We start from the raw sequence: 26,372 nt of genomic DNA, 5'->3' as shown, positions 1-26,372 counted from the left end.
TTGAGTTATCGGCTGGCAATTAATGGCTATGGGCGCATCGGACAGTGTCTGTTGCGCGCTATCTATGAGCGTGGCTTGCAGTCACAACTGCAGGTGGTGGCGCTGAATGAGCTGGCCGATCTGGAAACACTCACCTATCTTACCCGCTATGATACGACGCATGGCCGCTTCCCTTTGCCGGTGCATCAGGATGGAAAATACCTGTGTATCGCCGAGGATCGCATCCAGGTCTTGAGTCATCCACAGCCTGAAGATCTGCCCTGGCACGCGCTGGGGATAGATCTGCTGCTGGAGTCATCGGGAACCTTTTCCAGTCGTGCCGAGGCGCAGAGGCATCTGGATGCTGGCGCTCAACGCTTGTTGTTCTCCCATCCTGCAGAAGCGGAGATCGATGCCACCATCGTTTATGGTCTAAATCAGTCGGAGCTACGAGCCGAGCATCGTATCGTTTCTTCAGCCTCCTGTACGACCAACTGTTTGATTCCGGTCTTGCATCTGCTGGATCAGGCGTTTGGTATTCAGAATGGTGTCACCACCACCATCCATTCCGCCATGAATGATCAGCCGGTGATCGATAGCTATCACCACACCGATCTGCGCCTGACGCGCAGTGCCTTACACTCGATGATCCCTGTCGATACTGGATTAAGCCGGGGTATCGATCGCTTGCTGCCGCATCTGGCCGGACGTTTCCAGTGTCTGCATCTGCGTGTGCCGACGCTGAATGTGTCCTTGATGGATTTAAGTGTGAATCTGCAGCGTGCTACGAGTGTTGCCGAGTTGAATCAGCTGTTTCAGCAGGCGGCGGCACAGGGGCCGATGACCGGACTTTTAGGTTATACCGAAGAGCCGCATGCCTCAGTAGACTTCAATCACGATCCGCGTTCAGCTGTGATTGATGGCACACAAACACGGGTATCGGGTGGCACGCTGGTGAAATTAATGGCCTGGTTTGATAACGAATGGGCCTACGCCAATCGTATGCTGGATGTTGCCCAGCATTGGTTAAGCCTGAAAAATGATTTTGACTAACTGAACTTTACACAGGACTTTTCAGCATGAATGTACTGAAAATGAGCGATTTGGATCTGGCCGGTAAACGTGTCCTGATCCGCGAAGATTTGAACGTACCCGTCAAAGACGGACAGGTGACTTCAGATGCCCGTATTCGTGCGTCTTTACCGACGATTCAGATGGCATTAAAGGCCGGTGCCAAGGTCATGCTGATGTCTCACCTCGGTCGCCCGAGCGAAGGTGAGTACGAAGAGAAATACTCTTTAGCCCCTGTCGCGGCTCATCTCTCTCGTCTACTGGAGCGTCAAGTGCCACTGATTCAGGATTGGCTGGACGGAGGCTTTGAGCTGCAGGAAGGCGATGTTGTGTTGCTGGAAAACGTGCGCTTTAACGCCGGTGAAAAGAAAGATAATGAAGCCTTGGCGAAAAAAATGGCTGCGCTTTGTGACGTTTATGTGATGGATGCCTTTGGTACCGCACATCGCGCTCAGGCTTCAACGCATGGTGTCGCGCGCTTTGCACCGGTGGCCTGCGCAGGCCCACTTTTGGCCAGTGAACTGGAGGCCTTGGCACGTGCTTTAGACAATCCGGCGCGCCCGATGACGGCGATTGTGGGTGGCTCAAAGGTGTCCACGAAGTTGGAAGTGCTGAATGCACTGTCTGAGAAGTGCGATCAATTGATTGTCGGCGGTGGGATTGCCAATACCTTTCTGGCGGCCGCCGGTAAGCCGGTGGGTAAGTCTTTGTGTGAACATGATCTGATCCCAGCGGCGCAGGCCTTGATGGCAAAAGTCAGCATTCCTCTGCCCGTGGATGTGGTGGTGGCTAAGGAGTTCTCCGAATCGGCTGAAGCCGTGATCAAATCGGCGGATGAAGTGGCTGAGGATGAAATGATTCTGGATATCGGTCCTGAGTCGGCCAAACAGCTGGCGGAACTGCTGCAAGGGGCGGGTACGATTATTTGGAACGGCCCGGTTGGGGTGTTCGAATTTGATCAGTTTGGTGAGGGGACACGTGTAATTTCACTGGCGATTGCTAAGAGTCAGGGATTCTCGATCGCTGGCGGCGGCGATACGCTGGCCGCTGTGGATAAATATGATATTGCCGATCAGGTATCCTATATCTCGACCGGTGGTGGCGCTTTCCTGGAGTTTGTGGAAGGTAAGGTACTGCCTGCGGTGGCAGTATTACAGGAACGATATTCTAAATAAGGGGTGTTCTCATGGCTTTAGTGTCAATGCGTCAGCTGTTGGATCACGCAGCAGAGCGCGGTTATGGTATTCCGGCGTTTAACGTCAACAACCTCGAGCAGATGCGTGCGATCATGGAAGCGGCGGCAAAAACCGACTCTCCGGTGATTGTTCAGGCTTCTGCGGGCGCACGTAAATACGCCGGTTCCAACTTCTTGCGCCACATGATTTTGGCGGCGATTGAAGAGTTTCCTCAGATTCCGGTGTGTATGCACCAGGATCACGGTACCAGCCCAGCCGTTTGCCAGCGCTCAATTGCGATGGGTTTTTCATCGGTTATGATGGATGGTTCTTTGGGCAGCGATGGTAAAACGCCGACCACCTATGAGTACAATGTCGAGGTGACACGCCGTACGGTCGAGATGGCGCATGCCTGTGGTGTCTCGGTTGAGGGTGAGTTGGGTTGCTTGGGCTCGCTCGAAACGGGCCAAGCCGGTGAAGAAGATGGTATCGGTGCGGAAGGAATACTGTCCCATGATCAGATGCTGACCGATCCGGATGAAGCGGCTGATTTCGTCAGCAAAACCGGTGTGGATGCGCTGGCGATTGCGATCGGCACCAGCCACGGGGCGTATAAATTCACGCGTCCACCAACAGGCGACATCCTGGCGATTGAGCGTATCAAAGCGATCCATGCACGTATTCCAAACACCCATTTGGTGATGCACGGTTCCTCTTCGGTGCCTCAGGAATGGTTGGCGGTGATCAACCAATATGGTGGCGAGATTCCAGAAACCTATGGGGTGCCGGTCGAAGAGATCGTCCAGGGCATCAAGCATGGTGTGCGTAAGGTTAATATCGATACCGATCTGCGTTTGGCCTCTACCGGTGCTGTGCGTCGCTTCCTGGCCGAGCATCCGGCTGAGTTTGATCCACGCAAATTCCTGAAGGTTACTATGGATGCGATGCGCGAGATCTGTATTGCACGTTACGAGGCCTTTGGTAGCGCAGGCAATGCGAGCAAAATCACGCCTGTGTCCCTGGAAAAAATGGCCGATCTTTATGAGTCCGGTGAGCTGGATGTGAAGGTAAAATAATCCTGATTCCTTCAGCATTTTGCTGAGGAAGCACGATAGGGTGGCGCAGACAAACGCCACCCTTTTTTATTGAGTCGATGTGATGCCCTATTTGATTCTGGTGACCCTGCTCTGGGCTTTTTCGTTTAGCTTGATTGGTGAGTTTTTAGCCGGTCAGGTCGACAGTTATTTTGCGGTACTGACGCGAGTTCTGTTAGCCGGGTTACTGTTTATTCCCTTTATCCAGTGGCGTGCGATCCCCGGACGGATCATGTTGGGCATTACCGCAGTGGGGGCGTTACAGTTTGGTGTAACCTATGTTTGCCTCTATCGCGCGTTTGAATTTCTCAGTGTGCCTGAGGTCTTACTCTTTACCATTTTTACGCCGCTGTATGTGGCCTTGATCGATGATCTTTTGCAGCGGCGTTTGACTCTGGCACCCTGGGTGGCCACGGCCTTAGCCGTTATCGGGGCGGCAATCATCCGTTATGATCAGGTGAGCGCAGAGTTCCTGACCGGCTTTCTGATTTTGCAGTTGGCCAATTTGGCGTTTGCGGCCGGACAGGTAGGTTATGCACATTTGATGCGCCAGGCACCTCAGGTGTCCGCCTGGGGCAGTTTTGGTTTCTTTTACCTGGGTGCACTGATATGGGTTTTGCCTGCGTACCTGATTTTAGGGCAACCCGACAAGCTGCCCTCGACCCCTGTGCAATGGGCGGTTTTGCTTTGGTTGGGTTGGATGGCGTCAGGCTTGGGATTTTTCGCTTGGAACAAGGGAGCGACTCAAGTGGATGCCGGTACGCTGGGGGTGATGAACAATGCGTTGATTCCCGCAGGTTTGTTGGTCAATCTGCTCATCTGGAATCGTGAAGCAGATCTGCTGCGCTTAAGTTTAGGCGGTGCGCTGATACTCTTTTCTTTAGCGGTAAATGTGTATTTAGCACGTTTTCCACCCTTGATTGAATTTCGTTCCAGCACAAAAGGTTAGCTATGAAACGATGGATCTTGGCAGGTGCTCTGCTGCTCTTAGCCGGCTGTGATACGGGATCAGGCAGTCCCCCGGTCAGTACAACGCGTGCAGCGCCTATTCATTGGGTGGAAGTGGCTGAGGTGGAGGAGAGAAGTTTAGCTCTAGCTGTGCAACGCAGTGGTACTTTGCGTGCGCTGCGCTCGGCTCAGATTCTCAGTCAGGAAGAGGGGGTGATCACGGCCTTGCCCTTTTACCCAGGAGATCGGGTGGAGGAGGGCGCGCTGCTCCTGAGTTTGGATGATCGTTTATTGCGTGCACAGCGCCGCCGTGTCAGTGCCGAATTAAGTCAAGCCCAGCAGGATCTGCAGCGGGCCCGTACGCTGAGTGAACGCAATTTAATCGCGGTTGAGGAGCGGCAGCGCCGTGAAACTGAGCTTTCTGTGCTACAGGCAGAATTTGAATTGCTCGACGCACGCTTAAGTTATACACGGATCAGTGCCCCGTTTACGGGTGTGATCAGTGAGCGCTTGTCTGAGCCGAATACTTTTGTAGCACGCAACACCCACGTGCTCAGTCTGATGGACCCCAGCTCCTTGTTGATAGATCTCAATCTGTCCGAGCAGTTGCTGCAGACCTTGCAGCGGGGTGATGCCGTGCAGGTGCAGATCGATGCATTGGGGAGTACTGAGCATCTTGGGCGGGTCACACGTATTTATCCTGAAATTGATCCCCGCACGCGTTTAGGGCGTGTGGAAATCAGTTTAGATCCCTTGCCAGAAGGGGCGCGTGTGGGGCAATTTGCCCGGGTTCGTATCGAGGCGGCAACCCAACCACGCCGAGTAATCCCGTTTGCGGCCTTACGTCAGGGAGAAAGCACGCAGGTCTTTGTTTTAAATGCGGCGTCGGAAGTGGAATTACGTCCCGTGACGACCGGCTTGCGTTTGGCCGATCAGATCGAAGTGCTGAGTGGATTGGAGCCGGGAGAGCAGGTGGTGGTGCGTGGCTTTTTTGGCCTCAGGCCTGGACAAAAGGTCAGCCTGAGCAGTCGCCATAATAGGATGGTTGAGGATGAGTAAAGCCCCGCTGCGTCACGGTGCTGGACTTGCCGGTTGGTCGATTCGTCATCCGGTAGGGGTCTGTATGATCGCCCTAGCCGTGGTGGTGCTCGGTTTATTCAGCCTAGGGCGCTTATCGGTTGATCTCCTGCCGCGCTTGATCTACCCGGAAATTCGGGTCTCAGTGACAGATCCCGGTGTGCCGGCTCTGGTCATGGAGGATCGTGTCACCCGTTATTTGGAAGAGCAACTGGCAATAACGGAAGATTTGATCAGCATCCAATCCTCCAGTGAGCTTGGACGAAGTGTGGTCGATCTCTCTTTTCCTTATGGGAAGGACATCGATCTCGCCCTGCGTGATGCCAGTACACGCCTGGACCGAGCGCGGCGCTTTCTGCCTGATAGCATCGAGCAGCCGGTGATTTTTAAACGTGATCCCTCACAAATCCCGGTGCTGGAGTATTCGATCAGTTCGAATTTAATGGATGCTGTGGAGTTACGTACCTGGGCGGATGACGTCTTTGCGAAATGGTTTATCAATCTGCCTGGGGTGGCGGCAGCGGAGGTGGGTGGGGGATTAGAGCGAGAGGTGCAGATACGCCCAGACCCGCAACGCTTAGCGGCCGTGGGCTTAACACTAGATGATTTAGTCGATGCCTTGGCGCGTGGTAATCGCCAAGACCCTGCTGGGCGCTTGCGCCAGCCTAACCAGGAGTTGGCCGGACGTATCTCTGGGCGCTTTGCCAGTGTGGAAGAGCTGGCCACTCTGCCGATCCCCATTGGCGATGGGCACAGTCTGATGCTGGCTGAGTTGGCGCAGGTGTTGGACACTCATCAGGAAGAAACTCTGCGGATTCGGGCCAATGGTGTCCCCGGCATTAAACTCTCCATCCAAAAACAGCCTGAAGCCAACACGATTCAGGTCGCCAATCTAGTTGAACAGCGGTTAGCTTGGTTACAAGAGCAGGCGCTGATTCCGCCGTCGATTGAAATCTTGCCGGTGGCGGATCAGTCGATCTATGTGCGTCAGGCGCTGAATAATTCGGTGCTAGCGGTGGTCAGTGGTGCCCTGTTGGCCATGTCCGTGGTCTATCTGTTTCTTGGTAATTTACGTCGCACCTTGATCATCGGCAGTGCCATCCCGATCGCGGTGATGGTGACCTTTGTTTTGATGGGTTTAGGCGGGTTAACCCTGAATGTGATGACCTTAGGCGGATTGGCGCTGGGTGTGGGGATGTTGGTAGACAATACCATCGTGATGCTGGAAAACATCTATCGGCATCAACGTAAAGGTGAAGCTTCCTATGACGATGCCGCCCAAGCCGCCGCAGAAGTGAACAGTGCCATAGTCGCTTCCACTTCAACTAACCTGGCTGCCATCTTACCCTTCCTCTTTGTCGGTGGTTTGGTGGGTTTGTTGTTTCGTGAATTGATCATGACCATCACCTCCGCGATTCTAGCCTCTATGGTGATCGCCCTCACCCTGGTACCAGCGCTCTCGGCACGTGTAACCCAGCAGCGTCAGGGGCGTTTCCGGCAGATTTTTGATCGAGGCTTGAATGCACTGCGCCGTCTGTATGTTGCTTTAATTCAACGTATTTTGCGTGTGCGCTGGCCGGTGCCTTTGATCTTTGTCTTGGCTTTGGCCACGAGTGCACCCACTTTTTTCAGTCCTGACCAAACCTTTTTGCCCACGCTGGATGATGGACAGATACAGGTGCGTTTAGTCGCGGATACCGATATCACCCTAGAGGCAATGGATCAGAAGGTGCGTCGTATCGAAGCCCTTTTTGCAGAGCACCGGGATGTGGCAACGGTCTTCACTGTGGCCGGTGGAAATGTGTTTGGTCGTTCGGCACGCGAAACGCCGAATCAAGCCACTCTGACGGTGCAATTACGCCCTTTAAAGAGTCGTGCACTGACGTCGCAGCAGTGGATCAACCAGATGAATGCAGAGATTCGTGAACTGCAGCTGGCCGGGGTGCAGGTGCGGATGCGCCAGCAGGGGATACGTGGCATCCGTACCAGTACCAGTGATGACGATATTAGTGTGCGTATCCAAGGGCCGGATCTGGAGGTATTGGATCGTTTGGCGCGTGAAGTACAAAGCCGTTTGCGTGCAGTCTCGGGTGTGCAGAACATCGCCTACTCCTCAGAAGAGGAGGCTTTAGAGCTGGATATACGCCTCGATCGTCAAGTGGCTGCGCGCTTAGGGGTCGAAGTGATGGATCTTTCTCAAGCCTTGCAATATGCCCTAGAAGGGCGAGTGGTCAGCGAGTTTTTTGATCAGGGACGCAGTGTTGATATTCGTTTACGTTTGCCGCGTGAGCAGGTGCAGGATCCACAGGCGCTCGAAGCCTTGCTGCTTTTCCCACGTCAGACTGAACCGGTCTATCTGCATGAGGTGGCTGAAGTCAGCCTCATTCGTGCACCGGGCACGATTCGTCGTGACAGTCAGATGCGAATTGTTGAAATCAGCGCCAATCTGATGTCGGGCGCGGCGCTCGGCAGTGTTTTGCAGCAGATAGATCAGGTTTTAGCAGATTTGGAGTTGCCGGAGGGTTACAGCCGTTATGATGGCGGTGCGGGGCAGGTGTTGCAGGAAGGCCAACAAATGACCAGTTTACTCTTGTTGTTGGCGCTCTTTTTAGTCTTTGTGGTGATGGCGGTTCAGTATGAATCCCTGCGCAACCCTCTAGTGATCATTCTCAGTGTGCCCTTTAGTGCCATAGGTGTCGCCAGTGGCTTAAATGCTTTGGGTATGCCACTCTCTATGCCGGTTTGGCTGGGGATGATTATGTTGGCCGGTATTGTCGTCAACAATGCCATAGTCATGGTCGAATATATCGAGTTGGAAAGAGATCGTGGTGTCGCGCGTGATGCCGCGATCGTGCATGCTGCGGCCTTACGCTTACGCCCAATTCTGATGACCACTCTAACGACCGTGGCCGGGATGTTGCCTTTGGCGCTAGGCCTGGGCGAGGGTTCGGAGATGCTACAACCCTTGGCAGTGGCTATTGTCTTTGGGTTGAGCTTCTCCATGCTGGTGGGTTTGATTCTGGTGCCGGTGATCTACTCTTTGCTGCATCCTGAGTCCGGCTCCGTTGAACAGGCGGCACCGGACTCTCAGACCTCGGTTTAGCTCAGGTGAAAGATATACACCACTGGAGCCACGGCCAGGATCACGGCGAGACCAAAACGCGCCCAAGGGAAAGCTGCCGATTCAGGGCAGAGGTTTTGAGCATCTTGCGTGTGTGGGGTGTGAGGTTTGCGCCCGGTAAACATGGCTTTAACCAAGCCTTCGCCCAGGAGCTTATGCAGTAAGATGGCGAATAGGTGTAGAGCAATCAGCGGCAAGATCCAATCAAAAAAGAAGGTACGGTGCCAGCCACTCATCCAACGCACGGTTTCGCGAGCGGTCCCGGCGACCAGCGGGCCATCAAAGAGGATGTCATCGGTGGTAAATAGGCCGGTGAGAAGTTGGAACGCCAGCACGCCGAGCAGCACCAACACCATGAGGCCGCCCATAGGATTGTGGCTGAGATAGTGTTGTGGTTGGCGTTGTAGCAGGGATTGCGCATAACGCCCGATGCGCCCGGGGCCGTAGAGGAAACGTGAGAAACGTGCGGCGGGGGTGCCGATAAAACCCCAGATAATCCGGTAAATCACCAGTCCCATCAGGATTTGGGCCAGAATCATGTGATGTTCTAAACGATCAAAGCTGCTGCTTTGGGTGGCCGAGAACCAAAGTAAAAACAGTAAGATGGGTAGACTCCAGTGGAACACACGGAGACTCCAATCCCAAACTTTAACCTGAGTGTGCATAGGCTAGATCCTTTAAGGTTGATGCGCTGTCTTGAGTTTCAAGGTCAGCATAACATATTGAACCGCAATCCAATTGTGCTGAGTGACCAAGGAGTTTTGTTTTGAGTTCAGCCACTGTGACCACAGAAACCCAGCGTTTACGGCAAAGTTTTTTTTCCGTGTTTCGTTACAGTCGTCGTGCCCTCGAATTGGTTTGGAGCACATCGCCGCTGCTCACACTTGGATTAGTGGCGCTGACCTTTTTGGCGGGGGTGTTACCGGCCATTGCGGCCTGGATTGGGCAGTTGATTGTGGATGAGGTAGTCACCCAAGCGGCGCAGGATCCGACTACTCGCGACTACAGCGCGGTTTTTCGTTGGTTGCTCTGGGAAGCTCTGGTGCTGATCTTACTCGCTGCGGCCCAGCGTGGTTTGTCGGCGCAGCAATCTATTTTACGTGCTTTGATGGGCCAGCGCGTCAACGTCATGATTTTGGAGAAGGCACAAACCCTGTCTTTGACGCAGTTTGAAGACTCTGAGTTTTACGACAAACTCACGCGAGCACGGCGGGAAGCCTCGATTCGGCCTCTCGCTTTGGTCAACAAAACCTTTAGCCTGTTACAGAACTCCATTGCGCTGTTGAGCTTTGCCATTTTGTTGGTGCAGTTCTCACCCTGGGTTTTGTTGGTGTTGTTTTTGGCGGCTTTACCGGTGTTTGTGTCTGAAGCCAAATTCTCTGGAGATGCCTTTCAACTGTCACGCTGGCGCTCACCTGAGTTGCGTAAACAGCTCTATCTTGAAACCCTGTTGGCGCGTGAAGACAGTATTAAAGAGGTGCGCTTATTTGGCCTAGGGCAGTTGTTGCTCGATCGTTATAAGGCGATTTTTCACACGTTATTTGGGGCTGAGCGACACCTCATCATCCGCCGTGATCTCTGGGGATTTATTCTCGGTCTCTTGGGCACCCTAGCTTTTTATGCGGCCTATGCCTGGATTGTGGTGGAGACGGTGCAGGGAGTTATTACACTGGGTCAAATGACCATGTATCTTTTGGTTTTTAAGCAGGGGCAGAGTGCGATCAGTACCAATCTGACCGCGATCAGTGGAATGTATGAGGATAACCTCTATTTATCCAATCTTTATGAGTATCTGGAACAGCCGGTGGAGTTGGAGCGCGGTACCCTGACGCAAGGTGTGAATCCGCAGGAGGGTATTCGTTTTGAGTCCGTTAGTTTTGTCTATCCAGGAGCTGACAAACCCGCACTGAAGCAGGTGAGCCTCCATCTCCCACCGGGAACATCTTTAGCGCTCGTGGGTGAAAATGGTTCGGGTAAAACCACACTGATCAAACTCCTGACTCGCCTCTATCAACCGACCGAAGGGCGCATTTTGTTGGATGGCAGTGATCTCAGGGATTGGGACCCACAGACCCTGCGCCAGCGTATCGGTGTGATTTTTCAGGATTTTGTGCGTTATCAATTTCTCGTCGGAGAGAATCTTGGCGTTGGGGATGTGGCGGCCTTTAGCGATGAACAGCGTTGGCGTGAAGCCGGTGAGCTGGGCTTAGCAGATCCCTTTATTCGTCAGCTTTCTGGCGGCTATCACACACAACTGGGGCGCTGGTTTCAGGGTGGGCAGGAACTATCAGGAGGGCAGTGGCAGAAGATCGCCTTAAGCCGTGCGTTTATGCGCAGCAACGCCGATATTTTGGTTTTGGATGAACCCACCGCAGCGATGGATGCTGAAGCCGAAGCTCAGGTGTTTGAGCATGTCCGTCAGCACAGCCAAGAGCGTATGGTGATCCTGATCTCACATCGCTTTTCGACCGTGCGTATGGCCGATCACATCGTGTTATTACGTCATGGTGAAATTCAGGAGCAGGGCACACATGCCTCGCTGCTCGCCGCCAATGGCCGTTATGCGGAACTGTTTCATCTGCAGGCACAGGGCTATCGTTTGGATTAAGTGCCTCTTTTTAGATACCTCCTTGGCTATATGGTGTGAGTCGGCGGGTCATGTTAAGTTGGGAAAAAGACTAAGAATATTGGAATCCCTGTCATGACCCGAGACGCTCAGCGTTTTCAACCGCTGCGAGGTCGTGTGCTGAATGCGCAGGCTTTAGCAGAGGTACAGCAACAGCTGGCCCACCTTCCTCAACAACGTGATCTGCTTTTGGAATATCTCCATTGCCTGAATGATGCTCAAGGCTCTTTGCGCTTGGATCAACTGCATGCCTTAGCGGCCTGGTTAAATATTCCCGCCGTTGAGGTGTTGGAAACGGCTGCGTTTTATGCGCATTTTCAGATTATTGAAACGGACGCGACACCGCCACCGAAACTCAAAATTCGTGTTTGTGAATCCCTCTCTTGCCAGCTGGCCGGTGCCGAGGCTTTGTACCAAGGCTTGCAGCAGGGGTTAGATCTGTCTCAAGTACAACTCTTAAAAGCGCCCTGTGTCGGGCGTTGTGCTGAGGCGCCGGTGGCGATAGTCGGGCAGTTCCCAGTGGCTAAAGCCAGTGTGCAAAGTGTGGTGCAGCACTGGCTGGCCGGTGACTGCCAGCCTGAACATTTGAGCTGGCCTTCCTGTGAGACGTATCAGCAGCAGGGGGGGTATGCCGTACTGAAGCGGGTGCGTACTGGAGCACTCAGATTGGATCAGGTGATCGATCAGTTGAATCATGCGGGCTTGCGTGGTTTAGGCGGTGCAGGTTTTCCGACCGCACGTAAGTGGAAGTTGGTCGCAGAACAGCCGGGGCCACGCTATCTGGTGGTGAACGCCGATGAAGGCGAGCCGGGCACCTTCAAGGATCGTTATTATTTGCAACGTCAACCGCACCAATGTTTGGAGGGGATGTTGATTGCCGCGGCCTGTATTGCAGCTGAGGCGGTGTATATCTACTTAAGAGATGAGTATCCGGCGCTACATCAGGTGCTGACGCAAGCGATTGCCGAATTAGAAACAGAGGGTTGGATTGCGCCAGGTTATATCCAGCTGCGGCGTGGGGCGGGTGCTTACATCTGTGGCGAAGAGTCGGCATTAATCGAGTCTTTGGAAGGCAAACCGGGTAAACCTCGTCAGCGCCCACCCTATGTGGCTCAGCGTGGGCTGTTTCAACGTCCCACACTGGTGAATAATCTGGAAACCCTCTATTGGGTGGCTGAGTTGCTGCGCCCAGGCAGTGAAACGTTTACTCAGGCTGGACGGCATGGACGCCAGGGTTTACGCAGCTTTTCCGTCTCCGGGCGTGTGGCGTACCCCGGTGTCCATCTGGCTCCAGCGGGGATTACGCTGCGTGAACTTTTGGATGAGTACTGTGGTGGTATGTTGCCCGGACATCAGCTCCTGGCCTATCTGCCCGGTGGGGCATCGGGGGGTATTCTCGGTGCCGAACACGCGGATCTGCCTTTGGATTTTGACACCCTACAGGCCTATGGTTGTTTTATCGGCTCTGCTGCGATCATCGTTTTGTCGGATCAGGACGATCTGCGTGAAGTCTTACTCAATCTCATGGCATTTTTCACTGAAGAAAGCTGTGGTCAGTGTACCCCCTGTCGTTTAGGAACCGAGCAACTGCTGGCACATCTGCGCCAGGATCGTTGGGATCGCGATTGGCTGCTCAAACTCAGCCAGGTGATGCAGGATGCTTCCATTTGTGGTCTAGGTCAGGCCGCGCCCAATGGCTTATTGAGTGTGCTGAAGTTTTTACCGCACGCCTTGCCTGAGCGGATTCAGTTGTTGGAGGTGGAGCGTGGATAAGCAGGCAACTTTTTTTCTAACCTATGATGGCCAGCAGGTAGAAGCTCAGGCAGGAGAAACCCTCTGGCAGTTGGCTCAACGCTTGGGTGATGCGATCCCGCATCTATGTTTTTCTGAGGCACCTGGCTATCGAGCCGATGGTAATTGCCGTGCCTGTATGGTCGAGATCGAGGGTGAACGCACACTGGTTGCCAGTTGTATGCGTGAAGCCAGTGCCGGCCTGGTGATTTGGAGCCAAGGCTCACAGCGTGCTCAAGCCGCGCGCAAAACGATCCTAGAGATGTTAGCCGCCGAACAACCCGCGCGTGCCGAAAGCCCGGATAGATCCAGTCATTTCTGGCACTGGGCCGAGGAATTGGCCATTGATGTTGGCAAGTTTCCACGGCAGAAGAAACAGGTGGTCGCAGACAGGTCGCATCCGGCAATGCAGTTTGCAGCCGATGCCTGTATCCAGTGCGGCTTATGTGTACGCGCCTGTCGAGAAGTTCAGGTGAATGATGTGATCGGCCTCGTGGGTCGTGGTCAGCAGACCCAGGTGGTCTTTGATCTGTATGACCCGATGGGTGAAAGCCATTGTGTAGGGTGTGGTGAGTGTGTACAGATCTGCCCAACCGGCGCCTTGATGCCAAAAACACTGGTCGATGCTCAGGGCGTCGGAGACTCCGCCGCTTTTGATCGGAGTGTGGACTCTGTTTGCCCTTATTGTGGGGTGGGTTGTCAGGTGAGTTATAAGGTCCGCGAGGATCGCATTATTGCCGTAGAGGGGCGTAATGGCCCGGCAAATGCACAGCGTTTATGTGTGAAGGGGCGCTTTGGTGCCGACTATGTCCACCATGCACAACGCTTGCTGACACCACTGATTCGCCGCGAGGGGGTGAGTAAGCAGCTGGATCCGAATTTTGATCCAGCGCAGCCCTGGACCCATTTTCGTCCCGCCACCTGGGAGGAAGCCTTGGATAAAGCCGCCTCGGGGTTTGCTCATTTGCGTGCGGCTTATGGTGCGCAGGCCTTGGCCGGTTTGGGCAGTGCCAAGTGCAGTAATGAAGAAGCCTGGTTGTTTCAAAAGCTGATTCGTACCGGATTTGGCAGCAATCATGTCGATCACTGTACCCGTCTGTGTCATGCCAGCTCGGTGGCGGCTCTGTTAGAGGGTTTAGGCTCGGGGGCGGTTACGGCGTCTTTCCGTCAAGCTGAACAATCGGATGTAATACTGCTCACCGGCTGTAATCCCGCGGTGAATCATCCGGTGGCCGCCACCTTCTTTAAGCAAGCCGCGAAACGCGGCGCCAAGCTGATTATTATCGATCCGCGTGGTCAGGCATTGAGTGAATACGCGGATGAGGTCTTGCGCTTTAAACCGGGCAGTGATGTGGCACTCTATTCGGCCTTGTTGCATGTCATCATCAACGAAGGGCTCTATAACGCTGAGTATATTGCGGCCCATACTGAAGGGTTTGAGGCATTCAAAACTTCGGTGGCACAGGCGACCCCTGAAGCCATGGCTCCCATCTGTGGCATAGAGCCGGAACGTCTGCGTAAAGTCGCGCGTCTGTATGCACAGGCTGCGAGTGCCATCATTTTTTGGGGCATGGGGATCTCCCAGCATACGCATGGCACAGACAACGCGCGTTGTTTAATCGCCTTGGCGCTGGCCTGTGGACAGACCGGTCGTCCGGGAACCGGTTTACATCCTTTGCGCGGTCAAAATAACGTGCAGGGCGCTTCGGATGCCGGCTTGATCCCGATGTTTTTACCCGATTATCAATCGGTTGCCGATGCGCAGGCACGTGCTAAATTTGAACGTCTCTGGTCAACGCCCTTGCCGAGCCAGCCTGGCCTGACGGTGGTGGAGATGATCCATGCGATGGAGGCCGGTCAGCTGCGCGGGATGTATATTATGGGCGAGAATCCGGCGATGTCCGATCCGGATCTGGCGCACAGTCGTGAAGCCTTGGCCAGATTAGAACATCTGGTTGTACAGGATCTGTTTATCACCGAAACCGCACAGCTCGCGGATGTCATTCTGCCGGCCTCGGCTTGGATTGAAAAGGAAGGGACGGTCACCAATACCAATCGTCAGGTTCAGCTCGGGCAGGCCGCCTTACCCTTACCCGGAGAGGCTAAACCTGATTGGTGGATTATCCAGGCGCTCGCCCAACGCATGGGCTTGCCTTGGGAGTATAGTCATCCGCGTGAGGTGTTTGCGGAGATGCAGCAAGGGATGGCGTCTTTAAGCCATATTTCTTGGCAGCGTTTGCAGCAGGAGAGTGCGGTCACCTATCCCTGTGCCAGTCCTGATCAGCCTGGGCAGGATATCGTATTTGCTGATGCCTTCCCTAGAGCCGGTGGGCGGGCGGCTTTTCATGCCGTGAGCTATCAACCCCCAGCAGAGTTACCGGATCAGGATTACCCTTTGATCTTGACGACAGGGCGCGTGCTGGAGCACTGGCACACGGGGAGCATGACCCGGCGCAGCCAGGTGTTGGATGCCTTAGAGCCGGAAGCACGTGCGCATCTTGCGCCGACCACCCTGCAGCAGCTGGGTTTGCCAGGGGATGCTTGGGTGTCCATTCGCACACGGCGGGGTGAAATTCAATTGCGTGTTCGGGCGGATAGCAGTGTTGCTCCGGGACAGGTGTTTCTCCCTTTTTGCTATCAAGAAGCGGCTGCTAATCTGCTGACTAATCCTGCACTCGATCCTTATGGTAAGATCCCCGAATTCAAATTTGCGGCTTGCCGCCTCGAAGCGATTGCGGAGGTGCCTGCCATTTGAGAAGCGCTCAAGAGGGTTGAGGCGCTTCGAGCTGAGGAGCTGAAGTGCTGAAGTCTGGTTTAGCTCAACTTGATCCAAGTGGGCGTCATGTTCTGGGGCTATTGCTGGCGGTCTGGTCCTTGTTGATGGGTGCTTTGCTTTGGCAGTATTTTGCCAGTGTGCGTCTGCACGAGCAGCAATCTTTGACACGGATCGAAACCGCTACTCAGGCTTTGGCCCTGACACAGGGTGAGCTGGTGTCGGCGCGTTTAGCCGAAATTGATCGTAGCCTGCTGACCCTTCGCGATCTGATTCAGCACCCCAGTCATTCCGAGTTGCGAGAGGAGCACGTGCGCCGGGTCATGCTCTCGCGTCGTTCTGTAAGTGCCGAGCTGCTCGATTACCTCTGGTTAGACAAAACCGGGCGTATCCAAAACTGGACGCAGCCAGGTCCTCCCCCTTGGGTGGCGGATCGTCATTATTTCACCCAGCATCGAGACGATCCACAGGATCGCTCACTGATCTCTCCGCCGGCTTTTTCACGTGTGGATCGTCCACGTTTGTTTATTGCCCTGAGTCGCCCCCTTTATGATGCTCAGGGCGAATTTGACGGTGTGCTGATCGCCGCCATAGATGTCCGCACGCTGGCCCAGGAGTTGGGCCGTATCACCGAGGACAGTCGCATGACCACGGCCTTACTGACGCTGCCGGGAGAGCTGATCTATCGTATGCCGATGATTGATCTGCGCCCAGGAATGCACATCGAGCGTGTGGCAGCGCTGCAAGGCCAGATTCCAGAAACCTATGCTTACCGCAGCGCGGCCCCTATTGATGGTCGGATGCGGCAAGTGGCGTATCAGCGCTTGCAAGCCTGGCCGCTGTTGGTGGTGGTCACGGAGGATTTGGAGGATGAGCTGCTCCAACTTAAGCGTTTTGCACGCAGTGAGCAGTTCCGTTTTGGTTTTTTTGGCTTGTTTGCCAGTGCCCTGATAGCGGTGTTATTTGTTTTGCTGCTCTACCAGCAGCGTGTGGCACGCGCACGCCGAGAACAGCAACAGCGTTTGGAAGAGGTGCAGAAACTGGCGCAACTTGGTCATTGGCGCGCGGATATGAAGACTGGAGCACTGTGGTGGTCGGATGAAATCTATACCATCTTCGGTTGGTCAAAGTCGATACAGCCCAGTGTCGAAAAATTTAAGCAAGCCGTGCATCCAGACGATCGAGCCTTAGTGGAAGCCAGTGAACAGCTGGCGCAGAAAGAGGGACGGCATGATGTTGAACACCGTATTCTGCGTCCCAACGGTGAGGTGCGTTGGGTGCATGAGCGTGCCAAAGCACGTGTCAGCCCTCAGGGTGAGTTATTGGAATTGCGCGGATCGGTGCAAGACATCACTGATCTCAAGCAAACGGAAGAGCGCTTAAGACAGCAAGCCCTGGCGCTGCAAAAATCCAATGATGAACTGGAACAGTTTGCCTATGTGGCCTCTCACGATTTGCGCCAACCCTTGCGCATGATTAACAGTTTCAGTGAGTTGCTCAATCAACGTCTGCAAGCGCAGATGGATCAAGAAAGCCGCGAGTATATGGAATATGTGCTCGATGGTAGCCAGCGGTTAGATGAAATGCTGATCTCGCTGCTAGAGTATTCTCGTGTCGGCCGCAGTGGTGAGCCGGAGCAGTGGATTCAAAGTCGGGTATTGCTTGAGGAAGCCCTGCGCTTTCTGCAGCCAGAAATTCAAGCCACGCAAGCACAGATTCATTTAGTCGGTGACTGGCCAAAATTAAAGATAGCGCGCAATGAAGGGGTGCGGCTGTTTCAGAATCTACTCGCGAATGCACTAAAGTTTCATGCCGCAGGGCGCGTGCCTGAGATAGAGTTGAAGGTCGAGGCGCTGAGTCAGGGCTGGCAGTTTAGTATCTGTGATCAAGGAATTGGCATAGACGCCACGCAACTGGAGCGAGTCTTCCTGGTTTTTCAGCGTTTAAATGCACGCGGAGCCTATCCAGGAAGCGGAATTGGCTTACCCGTTTGTCGTAAAATAGTAGAACGACATGGTGGAATCATCTGGGCAGAGTCGGCTGGAATAAACCAGGGCAGCTGTTTTAAATTTATCCTGCCGCGCCTGTCTGAGGGAGAACAACTTTGCTGAATAGCGAACACTTATCAGAAAACTTTGGGTATCGCGTACTGCTGATCGAAGATGAGCCGGGGGATGTGGCTTTAATTCGTGTCCATCTCAACGAGAAAGCCAGTGATGCCTTTAGTTTGGTCGCGGTGCCATCTCTGGCTGAGGCGTTGGCGATCCTTGAGGATGAAGATCAGCACCCGGATGTGATCCTATTGGATCTGAACTTACCCGACTGTTCGGGTTTGATCACTTTAGAGCGTGTGCGTGATCGTGCCCCCGATATTCCGATTGTGATTTTAACCGGTGTCAGTGATACCCGTTTGGTGCGAGAGTCTCTGCGTTTTGGAGCTCAGGATTATCTGGTGAAAAGTGGTGATGGCCATGCCCTGCGCAAAGCGATTCGTTACGCGATTGTGCGCCATGAGCGTGATCAAACCGCGCGCTTAGCCGAGGCGGTGTTTACCATTACCGATACCGGGATCGTCATGCTGGATCGACATATGCAGGTTCAGCAAGTGAATCCAGCCTTCACTCAACTCTTACAACTGGATCAGGAACAGATTGTGGGGCGAGCCCTGAATGAGCTGCCCAGTGATCTCACCCTGGAGCGTGGATGGGCGCAGCCACTCAAAGCTTTGGCGGAACAAGGTCGATGTGCGGCTGAGCTGACCCTGCACGGAACGGAGGAAAGTACACGGATTTTATCGATGCGCGCTCATGCGGTGTATCGCGCCGACGGTTCGGTATCGAACTATGTCATGGTGTTTGATGACATTACACTGCGCAAAAAAGCAGAAGAGCAACTGGCCTATCAGGCCACACACGATAGCCTCACCGGATTACCGAATCGGGTGCTTTTCTATGATCGTTTGGAGCAGGCGGTGATCGAGATGCAGCGTTACAAAACGGTGTTCGCCTTGCTCTACATCGATCTGGATGGTTTTAAACCGGTCAACGACACCTTAGGCCATGCGGCAGGGGATGCGCTCTTGGTTGAGATCGCCCAGCGTCTTAAGCATGTGATTCGTACCTCAGACACGGTGGCGCGTTTATCCGGTGATGAGTTCGCCATCTTGATACGCCATACCGCAGATGAAGAAAATGTGAAATTGATCGCTGAGAAGGTGATTCAAACCATCTCCCAACCCTGCATTCTCGCAGAAGGGATCGCGCAGATCTCCGCCAGTGTCGGGATCGCCTGCTGCCCAGCGGATGCGCTCGATACCCACCACCTCCTGCGTGCGGCCGATGAAGCCATGTACCGCGCCAAACGCTCAGGTAAAGGCCAAGCCGTCCTGACAGGGAAGCCATTATGATGAGAATGTGCTGATGAATGCGCATCCCTTTGAGCGTTTAACGCCGGATTTTATATTGGATGCGCTGGAAGCCCAGGGTTATCTCTGTGATGGACGCATTCTGGCGCTGAATAGCTACGAAAATCGCGTGTACCAGATCGGCCTGGATGAAGCGCAACCGATTATTGCCAAGTTTTATCGTCCTGAGCGCTGGAGTCCGGCTCAGATTCAAGAGGAGCATGATTTCACCCAAGCCTTGGTGGATCAGGAGCTCTCTGTTGTGGCGCCCCTGCGTACAGCCGCGGGACACAGCTTGCTTGAGTATCAGGGATTTGGTTTTGCCTTGTTTCCACGTCGCGGTGGGCGGGCACCGGAGTTGGATAATCCGGATCATCTTTATCAACTCGGTCAAACTCTCGGACGCATTCATCAAGTGGGACGTGCACAGGCCTTTGTTGCACGTCCACGGCTGACAGCCGAGCATTTTGGTGATGAGAGTGTCGCGTTTATCGCTGAACAGATGATCCCAATGAGCCTACGCACCGCCTATGTGTCTTTGGCGGAAGATCTACTCAAGCAGATACATCACGCTTTTTCACGTTATTCAGATCTCACCTATCTGCGAGTGCATGGAGATTGCCACGCGGGTAATCTGCTCTGGCGGGATGAGCATCCGCACTTTGTCGACTTTGATGATTCACGTATGGCTCCAGCGATTCAAGATTTGTGGATGCTGTTGACCGACAGTGATCGTCTGCAGCGTGAACTGCAGCTAGAAGAGGTGTTGTCGGGTTATCAAGAGTTCTCCGATTTTGATGCGCGTGAATTGCATCTGATCGAGCCTTTGCGTGCACTGCGGATGCTACATTACAGCGCTTGGTTAGGGCGTCGCTGGCAAGATCCTGCCTTCCCCATGCATTTCCCCTGGTATAACACTGAGCGTTATTGGGGTGAGCATATCTTGCAGTTACGTGAGCAGCTCGCGGCCTTGCAAGAACCGGTGTTGCGCAGACTCTAGAACCTTATGAAAACACTGGCGCATCCTGTTCATAGCGAACTGGAGATCAAAAAATCACGCTTTATCGGTTGTGTGGAGCCGATTCAATCTCAGGCAGAGGGATTGGCACGGGTAGCTGAGCTTTGGAAAATACATCCGGAAGCGCGTCATATCTGTTTTGTGCTGCTAGTGCAGGGGCAGGTGCGTCAATCGGATGATGGTGAACCCTCAGGCACAGCGGCGCGTCCGATGCTGAATGTATTGCAACACAAGGGATTGGATAATGTGCTCGCCAGTGTAGTGCGCTATTTTGGCGGCATCAAACTTGGCGCGGGTGGTTTGGTGCGTGCGTATAGCCAAGCGATCAGTGAGCCTCTGGCACAGGCGCAGTGGCTAGAGTTCAAACCACAACAGCAGTTACAGATCACCTTTGATTATGCTTATGAGTCCACGGTGCGTCATCAGTTGGAGCTGGCCGGTTTAGAATTTGAAGTGATTGATTATGCCGAACAGGTCAAGGCCTGGGTGCGGGGTGAAGAGCAAGCACTGACCCCCTGTCTGCAGCGCTTGCAGGAGCAGTTAAAAGGCACACTCATCTGTACCTCTGCGGACTAGGTTGCCCAGATCCGAGGGGTGGAGGCGGGGCGGCCTAACACCTGAGGCCGGCACTCTGCCCAGAGCGCACTGAACAGACTCAACAGGGGTTGTGTTTGTTGGCCTAAAGCGCGAACCACTAAGAGTTCATCTAAACAGGTCGCACCTGCCTGGATCTCAGGTGGGGTGATCTCGGCTAAGAGAGCCTGCAGGCTTTCCAGGAGCTGCGGTGTGGCCGGATAGATCAACAAACTGGCTTGCATCGGTGCTTGGCGTAAACCGGCGGCGGCCTGTTGCAGATCCACGCCGTTGCAAACAAAGTGTTCGAGCAGATGCCGTCGCCCATCGATCCAGACTTGAGTGCGAGCATGGATGTGGCCTTGGTCAAAGCGCTCCTGAATCACCGGGCGTCCTAAACACTGCATCTCCCAGCCGATAAATCTCGCACCCTGGCACAGATAAAGATCCGTGCGCATCTCCACCTCCGCCCCAGGAAAAAAGATATTTTCCTGAGGAAACCACTCCAGGCTGGCACCGGCATCGACGCGCAGGCACTGCTGGAACCTAGCTAAACGGCCACCGGAGCGGTAGAACTTGGTGGCGCCTGGCGTGGTGATGAGTACCTGAGCGCCGGTTTGGCTGTGCACCTCTAAGCTCAATTCATCGCTACCGACAACTCCGCCTGGTGGGTGCAGCAGATAGGTATGACAAACCGGCCCTTCAGGATAAAAAGGCCTTTGCACGGTTAGAGGGCCACGACGTTGAGAGTGGATTAGGCGTGTCGCGCCTTCACGCTCGGCATAGCCCAGTTCGAGATGGGCTTGCCAGCCACCCACAGGCGGTACAGCGGCGTTCATGAGCGTGCGCTCGCGTGATTCGGATTAAGCCGCATCGAGCATGCCTTGTGTGACAATAAAGTTGATGATCACATCCAGACCCACCCCGGTTTTGAGATTGGTGAAAACATAAGGACGTTCAGGACGCATGCGCTGAGTATCGGCCTCCATCACTTCTAGGCTAGCGCCGACATAGGGGGCTAAATCAATTTTGTTGATGACCAGAAGATCAGATTTCGTAATTCCGGGGCCACCCTTACGCGGGATCTTTTCACCTTCGGCCACATCGATGACATAAATCGTCAGATCGGCCAACTCTGGGCTAAAGGTGGCGCTGAGGTTATCGCCGCCACTTTCCACAAATACGACGTCGAGATCCTTATGTTTTTGTGCCAGCTCTTCGACTGCCGCCAGATTCATCGAAGCATCCTCACGTATGGCTGTGTGCGGGCAGCCTCCGGTTTCCACGCCGAGAATACGATCAGCCGGTAAGGCTTCGGCGCGGGTCAGGATCTTGGCATCTTCCTGGGTGTAGATATCGTTGGTGACAACAGCAATGCTGTAGCGATCACGTATGGCTTTACACAGGACTTCTAAGAGCGCTGTTTTGCCGGAGCCAACGGGGCCACCGACACCGATACGCAGTGGAGATTTGTAATCACTCATGATGCGAGTTCCTAGCTTAAGATCGAAATAAACGAGTGTATTGCGTTTCATGGCGCGCGCTGGCGATAGCCAGGGCCGGTGTGCAGGCTGCAATCTCCTGATCTTGGCAGTGCAACGCGCAGTGTAATTGTTCGGGTAAACGCGAGCTGATCTCGAGCAGCAGCTGCTGCCCTTGAGTCTGACCAAGAGGCACCAGCTTAACCCCTGCCATCACTGCATTCTCTAACCAGCTCCACAGATAGCCTTGTGCCAAAGACTCGGGTGTAATCTGCCAGTGCTGCGCGGCATAACTCATGCCGCTGACCTGGCTGGTCTGCAACAGCGGCTGCACCTGAGGATCAACCTCTATGCCCAGCTTAGGCAGTAACAGGGCCAGTGCCTTACCCCTTTGGGTTTCTTCGGCACGCAGTTCCGAGGTTTCGCGGCTGATGTAGAGTGTCTCGGTCCAATACGCAGCGGCGTCTAAATCCTGAGCCTGCCAGGCTTGGTGCAAGCGCAACAGTATAGGCACTTCAAGACGCAACACGCTTAGCCTGAGCACACTGTCTAACCAGTCACCTAAGTCCGCTGATGTTTTGATCCAACCCGCTTCCACGGCCCACTCCAAACCCTGAGAGTAGGTGAAGGCTCCGACGGGTAAGGAGGGGCTGATCAGCTGGAAGAGACGCAGTTGCGCAAGCATCTTCTTAGCCAAACCAAGCGATTAAACCGGCGGCTGCGGCGCTGACTACACCCAGTTGCTTGGGTTCTACTTTACGACCGAGCAGATAACCCACGCCCATCAGCACGGCGGCCATGATTAACATGCCCGGCATAAAGCTGAAGATCGCACCCGCAGGCATTTCTAGGCCGTGCGCCCAGCCATGGAACATCACCAGCACGATCGCTGCCAGCAGCGGTAAGAGGCCGCGTAGGCTGAAGAAGATCGCTAAGGCAATAAAGAAAATAGAGGCCAGAATCATCATCTCAATACCGGTTTCAAAACCGCTGATCAGGCCAAGCAAGGCGCCTGCGAAGAGAATGCCAAGGCTGCCGACATAGAGTTGTATGCGCTGTGGCCGTGACTGCCAGGCACCGAGTGCACCCAGACCCAGTAACATGGCAAGATGATCGAGGCCGGTGAGCGGATGGAGAAGGCCATCGATAAAGCCATTGAGAGCGTGCTCATGTCCAGCGTGCGCAAAGACCAGGGTGGGGGCAAAGGCAAGCAGAGCAAGGCTAAGGCTAAAGAAACGTTTCATGGTGAATCCTCTTTAATCAGGGCAATCAGTGTTTGGAGTGGGAGGGATGCTCGGCATCCTGCTCATGGCTATGGCTATGGCTATGGCTATGGCTATGGCTATGGCTCGCATCGCTGGCGTAAGCGCCGGCTTCCGGTTCAAAAGGTTGCTGCTCAACCTGCACGCTTAAACCCAAACCTTCTACCATGGCATCCAATACATGATCGTGTTGATAACGCACCCAACCCGGTTCGATCTGTAAAGGCACATGGCGGTTGCCGAGGTGGTAACTCACTCGGGCTAATAACCAGGGGTCGTCGCAATAGACGCAGGATAGGGTTTCCGCCTGGGCTTTGATCTCAACGATCAAGCCACAGTCACTGCGTAAACAATCCCCCCCGCGCAGAATCAAGCCGCGCGGCAGAAAAATCCCCGCACTGCGGCCATCATCCAGTTCCACCTTCAGGCGGCTACGAATGCGCTGATCAATGCTGAGGCTGATACAAGCATCAGCCGCTATGGGGGTGGCAAGTTTTTCAGTCAGTCGTATCATTAGCAAACTCTTGTTAAAAAAGGTAATAACGTTGTGCTAAAGGCAGCTCGGTAGCCGGTTCACAGAGGAGTAACTGCCCATCGGCGCGTACTTCATAGGTCTGCGGATCCACATCGATTTTGGGCTGATAGGCGTTATGGACCATTTTGTCTTTAGTCGCCGTGCGGCAATCCTTAACCACACCGATCAAGCTCTTCAGGCCGAGTTGCTCAGGCACTCCTGATGCCACCGCCGCTTGAGATAAAAAGAGCATAGACGTGGCGCCCACGGCTTGCCCAAAACTGCCAAACATAGGGCGGAAGTGCACAGGCTGTGGTGTCGGAATGGAAGCATTCGGATCACCCATAGGCGCGGTTGCAATCATGCCGCCCTTAATCACCAAGCTGGGTTTGGTGGCAAAAAATGCCGGTTTCCACAGTACCAGATCCGCCAGTTTACCCACCTCAATAGAACCCACCTCATGGCTGATGCCCTGAGCGATCGCTGGATTGATGGTGTATTTGGCGATGTAGCGTTTGATGCGGAAGTTATCGTGCCCCTGCTGATCTTCGGGGAGCGGGCCGCGTTGTACTTTCATTTTGTGTGCCGTTTGCCAAGTGCGTGTGACCACCTCTCCGACACGTCCCATCGCTTGGGAATCTGAAGAGATCATCGAGAAGGCACCGAGATCATGCAAAATATCTTCGGAAGCGATGGTTTCTCGGCGGATGCGGGATTCCGCAAAGGCGATATCTTCGGCAATAGAGGGATCGAGATGGTGGCAGACCATCAGCATGTCCAGATGCTCATCCACGGTATTGATGGTGTAAGGACGTGTCGGATTGGTGGATGAGGGCAAGACATTGGCTTCGCCACAGGCTTTGATAATATCGGGTGCATGTCCACCCCCCGCACCTTCGGTGTGGTAGGTATGGATGACGCGGCCGTTAATGGCGGCCAGCGTTGATTCGACAAAACCCGACTCATTCAAGGTGTCGGTGTGGATCGCAACCTGAATATCCATTTCATCCGCGACACTTAAGCAGCAGTCGATAGCGGCAGGTGTGGTGCCCCAGTCTTCATGTAGTTTCAGGCCCATCGCCCCCGCGCGGATCTGTTCACGCAGACCTTCGGGCAAACTGGCGTTGCCCTTGCCCAATAATCCAATATTCATGGGTAAGGCATCTGCCGCTTGTAGCATACGGTGAATATACCAAGGGCCAGGGGTACAGGTGGTGGCATTGGTGCCGGTTGCAGGCCCGGTGCCCCCGCCAATCATGGTGGTGACGCCTGAACAGAGCGCTTCTTCCACCTGTTGTGGACAGATGAAATGGATATGCGCATCGATACCACCCGCCGTGACAATCTGCCCCTCTCCTGCAATGACCTCGGTGCCTGGGCCGATCAGAATATCGACATTGGGTTGTGTGTCGGGATTGCCGGCTTTGCCTATTTTCAGGATACGGCCAGCTTTAATGCCTATGTCGGCTTTGACGATACCCCAGTAGTCCACAATCAGGGCATTGGTGATGACGAGATCGGCGGTTTCACTCGACGCACTCTGGCCCTGCCCCATGCCGTCACGAATCACTTTGCCGCCACCAAACTTCACTTCATCGCCATAGACGGTGAAATCTTTTTCAACTTCTAGCCAGAGTTCTGTATCCGCCAAGCGCAGACGATCGCCTGTGGTCGGGCCAAACATTTCGGCATAGGCTTGTCTTGAGATGCTTGCCATTTTTATTTCTCCTCCCCGTCCAACGCACCCATGATTACGCCTTGGAAGCCATACACCGCACGTTTGCCAGCAAACGCAACGAGTTCGACTTCACGGCTTTGTCCTGGCTCGAAGCGCACAGCCGTACCGGCCGCAATATTCAGACGAAAACCACGCGCGGCAGCACGATCAAACTCTAAGGCGGGGTTGGCTTCGGCAAAATGGTAGTGAGAGCCAATTTGGATAGGACGATCACCCCGATTGGCGACTTGGATTTTGCAGGTGGGACGGCCCACATTCAGCTCCAGATCACCTGCTAGGGCTTTGAGTTCTCCCGGTATCATGAGTGGCTCCTAGACAATGGGGTTATGCACAGTGACCAGCTTGGTGCCATCTGGAAAGGTGGCTTCGACCTGCACTTCAGGGATCATTTCCGCAACGCCCGACATGACATCTTCGCGTGCGAGCAGTTTACGACCTGAATCCATCAGTTCAGCCACGGTACGCCCATCGCGTGCGCCTTCCATAATGGCGGCACTGATGTAGGCGACCGCTTCTGGATAGTTCAGTTTTAAGCCTCTGGCCTTACGCCGTTCCGCTAACAGAGCTGCGGTAAACAGCAGTAGCTTGTCTTTTTCACGTGGTGTCAGTTCCATAAGGTCAGCCTCTCCTGATAGGTGGCGGCAGCGGCAGCGCAGGGCCGGGTGCTGATGAGGTGTTGTTGAGGGTTAGCAAGGGCTGTGCCATGCTCAAACAAAGAGCACTCCGGG

At 54.2% G+C, this 26,372-nt stretch carries 22 protein-coding genes; 13 read left to right on the top strand and 9 right to left on the bottom strand.

Annotation, left to right across the window (positions count from 1 at the left end):
• The 6 genes from E1H14_RS08605 to E1H14_RS08580 all read left to right on the top strand — a co-directional run bounded on the left by E1H14_RS08605 (position 1) and on the right by E1H14_RS08580 (position 8,447).
• The gene (locus tag E1H14_RS08605; RefSeq protein ID WP_149391060.1) at positions 1–1,032 is read left to right on the top strand and encodes a type I glyceraldehyde-3-phosphate dehydrogenase; all 1,032 of its coding nucleotides are present in this window, start codon (positions 1–3) and stop codon (positions 1,030–1,032) included.
• Between the two features lie 26 nt (positions 1,033–1,058).
• Positions 1,059–2,225, top strand: a complete 1,167-nt coding sequence (locus E1H14_RS08600) for a phosphoglycerate kinase (protein WP_149391059.1) — start codon at positions 1,059–1,061, stop codon at positions 2,223–2,225.
• An 11-nt stretch (positions 2,226–2,236) separates the two neighbouring features.
• A complete protein-coding gene (gene fba / locus E1H14_RS08595; protein WP_149391058.1) occupies positions 2,237–3,301 on the top strand; it encodes a class II fructose-bisphosphate aldolase in 1,065 nt (354 codons plus the stop codon).
• Positions 3,302–3,383: 82 nt separating this feature from the next.
• Positions 3,384–4,268: a DMT family transporter gene (locus E1H14_RS08590; RefSeq protein ID WP_149391057.1), complete on the top strand. Its 885-nt coding sequence runs from the start codon at positions 3,384–3,386 to the stop codon at positions 4,266–4,268.
• A 2-nt stretch (positions 4,269–4,270) separates the two neighbouring features.
• Positions 4,271–5,326, top strand: a complete 1,056-nt coding sequence (locus E1H14_RS08585) for an efflux RND transporter periplasmic adaptor subunit (protein WP_149391056.1) — start codon at positions 4,271–4,273, stop codon at positions 5,324–5,326.
• A complete protein-coding gene (locus E1H14_RS08580) occupies positions 5,319–8,447 on the top strand; it encodes an efflux RND transporter permease subunit (protein ID WP_149391055.1) in 3,129 nt (1,042 codons plus the stop codon). Before E1H14_RS08585 ends, E1H14_RS08580 begins: the two co-directional genes overlap by 8 nt.
• On the opposite strand, the gene E1H14_RS08575 is transcribed toward E1H14_RS08580, so the two are convergent.
• A complete protein-coding gene (locus E1H14_RS08575; RefSeq protein ID WP_149391054.1) occupies positions 8,444–9,130 on the bottom strand; it encodes a cytochrome b/b6 domain-containing protein in 687 nt (228 codons plus the stop codon). The genes E1H14_RS08580 and E1H14_RS08575 overlap by 4 nt on opposite strands.
• A 101-nt stretch (positions 9,131–9,231) precedes the next feature.
• On the opposite strand from E1H14_RS08575, the gene E1H14_RS08570 reads away from it, so the two are divergent.
• The 7 genes from E1H14_RS08570 (at position 9,232) to E1H14_RS08540 (ending at position 20,652) form a co-directional block, all read left to right on the top strand.
• Positions 9,232–11,073, top strand: a complete 1,842-nt coding sequence (locus E1H14_RS08570) for an ABC transporter ATP-binding protein (RefSeq protein WP_235017427.1) — start codon at positions 9,232–9,234, stop codon at positions 11,071–11,073.
• Positions 11,074–11,166: 93 nt separating this feature from the next.
• The gene (locus tag E1H14_RS08565; RefSeq protein WP_149391053.1) at positions 11,167–12,864 is read left to right on the top strand and encodes an NAD(P)H-dependent oxidoreductase subunit E; all 1,698 of its coding nucleotides are present in this window, start codon (positions 11,167–11,169) and stop codon (positions 12,862–12,864) included.
• A complete protein-coding gene (fdhF, locus tag E1H14_RS08560; RefSeq protein WP_200834071.1) occupies positions 12,857–15,637 on the top strand; it encodes a formate dehydrogenase subunit alpha in 2,781 nt (926 codons plus the stop codon). Before E1H14_RS08565 ends, fdhF begins: the two co-directional genes overlap by 8 nt.
• A gap of 44 nt (positions 15,638–15,681) precedes the next feature.
• Positions 15,682–17,766, top strand: a complete 2,085-nt coding sequence (locus E1H14_RS08555; RefSeq protein WP_149391051.1) for an ATP-binding protein — start codon at positions 15,682–15,684, stop codon at positions 17,764–17,766.
• On the top strand, positions 17,760–19,061 hold the full coding sequence (locus tag E1H14_RS08550) for a diguanylate cyclase domain-containing protein (protein WP_149391050.1): 1,302 nt from the start codon (positions 17,760–17,762) through the stop codon (positions 19,059–19,061). Before E1H14_RS08555 ends, E1H14_RS08550 begins: the two co-directional genes overlap by 7 nt.
• Positions 19,062–19,074: 13 nt before the next feature.
• Positions 19,075–20,058: a serine/threonine protein kinase gene (locus E1H14_RS08545; RefSeq protein WP_149391049.1), complete on the top strand. Its 984-nt coding sequence runs from the start codon at positions 19,075–19,077 to the stop codon at positions 20,056–20,058.
• A gap of 6 nt (positions 20,059–20,064) precedes the next feature.
• Positions 20,065–20,652: an IMPACT family protein gene (locus E1H14_RS08540; protein ID WP_149391048.1), complete on the top strand. Its 588-nt coding sequence runs from the start codon at positions 20,065–20,067 to the stop codon at positions 20,650–20,652.
• On the opposite strand, the gene E1H14_RS08535 is transcribed toward E1H14_RS08540, so the two are convergent.
• From E1H14_RS08535 to ureA, 8 genes are read right to left on the bottom strand one after another with little or no spacing between them, the layout of a single operon-like run.
• Entirely contained in the window at positions 20,649–21,488 is an 840-nt protein-coding gene (locus tag E1H14_RS08535; protein ID WP_149391047.1) for an urease accessory protein UreD, read from the bottom strand. The two genes, E1H14_RS08540 and E1H14_RS08535, sit on opposite strands and share 4 nt — an antisense overlap.
• 24 nt (positions 21,489–21,512) lie before the next feature.
• A complete protein-coding gene (ureG, locus tag E1H14_RS08530; RefSeq protein ID WP_149391046.1) occupies positions 21,513–22,133 on the bottom strand; it encodes an urease accessory protein UreG in 621 nt (206 codons plus the stop codon).
• Positions 22,134–22,149: 16 nt separating this feature from the next.
• The gene (locus E1H14_RS08525) at positions 22,150–22,815 is read right to left on the bottom strand and encodes an urease accessory protein UreF (protein WP_149391045.1); all 666 of its coding nucleotides are present in this window, start codon (positions 22,813–22,815) and stop codon (positions 22,150–22,152) included.
• Positions 22,816–22,819: 4 nt separating this feature from the next.
• Entirely contained in the window at positions 22,820–23,374 is a 555-nt protein-coding gene (locus E1H14_RS08520; protein WP_149391044.1) for a HupE/UreJ family protein, read from the bottom strand.
• Positions 23,375–23,399: 25 nt separating this feature from the next.
• Positions 23,400–23,906 carry an urease accessory protein UreE gene (gene ureE, locus E1H14_RS08515; RefSeq protein ID WP_149391043.1) on the bottom strand — a complete coding sequence of 169 codons (507 nt, stop codon included), beginning with the start codon at positions 23,904–23,906 and terminating at the stop codon, positions 23,400–23,402.
• Positions 23,907–23,919: 13 nt separating this feature from the next.
• Positions 23,920–25,623: an urease subunit alpha gene (gene ureC / locus E1H14_RS08510; protein WP_149391042.1), complete on the bottom strand. Its 1,704-nt coding sequence runs from the start codon at positions 25,621–25,623 to the stop codon at positions 23,920–23,922.
• Positions 25,624–25,625: 2 nt separating this feature from the next.
• Positions 25,626–25,946, bottom strand: coding sequence for an urease subunit beta (locus E1H14_RS08505; protein ID WP_149391041.1), 321 nt, complete (start codon positions 25,944–25,946; stop codon positions 25,626–25,628).
• A 9-nt stretch (positions 25,947–25,955) separates the two neighbouring features.
• Positions 25,956–26,258: an urease subunit gamma gene (ureA, locus tag E1H14_RS08500; RefSeq protein ID WP_149391040.1), complete on the bottom strand. Its 303-nt coding sequence runs from the start codon at positions 26,256–26,258 to the stop codon at positions 25,956–25,958.
• Positions 26,259–26,372 lie beyond the last annotated feature (114 nt).

The sequence above is a fragment of the Nitrincola tapanii genome (genome assembly GCF_008368715.1).
GTDB lineage: Bacteria > Pseudomonadota > Gammaproteobacteria > Pseudomonadales > Balneatricaceae > Nitrincola > Nitrincola tapanii.
The sequence above is the reverse complement of the archived record's forward strand: the minus strand, read 5'-3'. Positions and strand labels throughout refer to the sequence as shown.

Bases quoted from the DNA above. Each gene is read 5' to 3' on its own strand.
- E1H14_RS08600 (WP_149391059.1), top strand. From the start codon at position 1,059: ATGAATGTACTGAAAATGAGCGATTTGGATCTGGCCGGTAAACGTGTC.
- fba (WP_149391058.1), top strand. From the start codon at position 2,237: ATGGCTTTAGTGTCAATGCGTCAGCTGTTGGATCACGCAGCAGAGCGC.
- E1H14_RS08590 (WP_149391057.1), top strand. From the start codon at position 3,384: ATGCCCTATTTGATTCTGGTGACCCTGCTCTGGGCTTTTTCGTTTAGC.
- E1H14_RS08585 (WP_149391056.1), top strand. From the start codon at position 4,271: ATGAAACGATGGATCTTGGCAGGTGCTCTGCTGCTCTTAGCCGGCTGT.
- E1H14_RS08580 (WP_149391055.1), top strand. From the start codon at position 5,319: ATGAGTAAAGCCCCGCTGCGTCACGGTGCTGGACTTGCCGGTTGGTCG.
- E1H14_RS08575 (WP_149391054.1), bottom strand. From the start codon at position 9,130: ATGCACACTCAGGTTAAAGTTTGGGATTGGAGTCTCCGTGTGTTCCAC.
- E1H14_RS08565 (WP_149391053.1), top strand. From the start codon at position 11,167: ATGACCCGAGACGCTCAGCGTTTTCAACCGCTGCGAGGTCGTGTGCTG.
- E1H14_RS08545 (WP_149391049.1), top strand. From the start codon at position 19,075: ATGAATGCGCATCCCTTTGAGCGTTTAACGCCGGATTTTATATTGGAT.
- E1H14_RS08540 (WP_149391048.1), top strand. From the start codon at position 20,065: ATGAAAACACTGGCGCATCCTGTTCATAGCGAACTGGAGATCAAAAAA.
- E1H14_RS08535 (WP_149391047.1), bottom strand. From the start codon at position 21,488: ATGAACGCCGCTGTACCGCCTGTGGGTGGCTGGCAAGCCCATCTCGAA.
- ureG (WP_149391046.1), bottom strand. From the start codon at position 22,133: ATGAGTGATTACAAATCTCCACTGCGTATCGGTGTCGGTGGCCCCGTT.
- E1H14_RS08525 (WP_149391045.1), bottom strand. From the start codon at position 22,815: ATGCTTGCGCAACTGCGTCTCTTCCAGCTGATCAGCCCCTCCTTACCC.
- E1H14_RS08520 (WP_149391044.1), bottom strand. From the start codon at position 23,374: ATGAAACGTTTCTTTAGCCTTAGCCTTGCTCTGCTTGCCTTTGCCCCC.
- ureE (WP_149391043.1), bottom strand. From the start codon at position 23,906: ATGATACGACTGACTGAAAAACTTGCCACCCCCATAGCGGCTGATGCT.
- ureC (WP_149391042.1), bottom strand. From the start codon at position 25,623: ATGGCAAGCATCTCAAGACAAGCCTATGCCGAAATGTTTGGCCCGACC.
- E1H14_RS08505 (WP_149391041.1), bottom strand. From the start codon at position 25,946: ATGATACCGGGAGAACTCAAAGCCCTAGCAGGTGATCTGGAGCTGAAT.
- ureA (WP_149391040.1), bottom strand. From the start codon at position 26,258: ATGGAACTGACACCACGTGAAAAAGACAAGCTACTGCTGTTTACCGCA.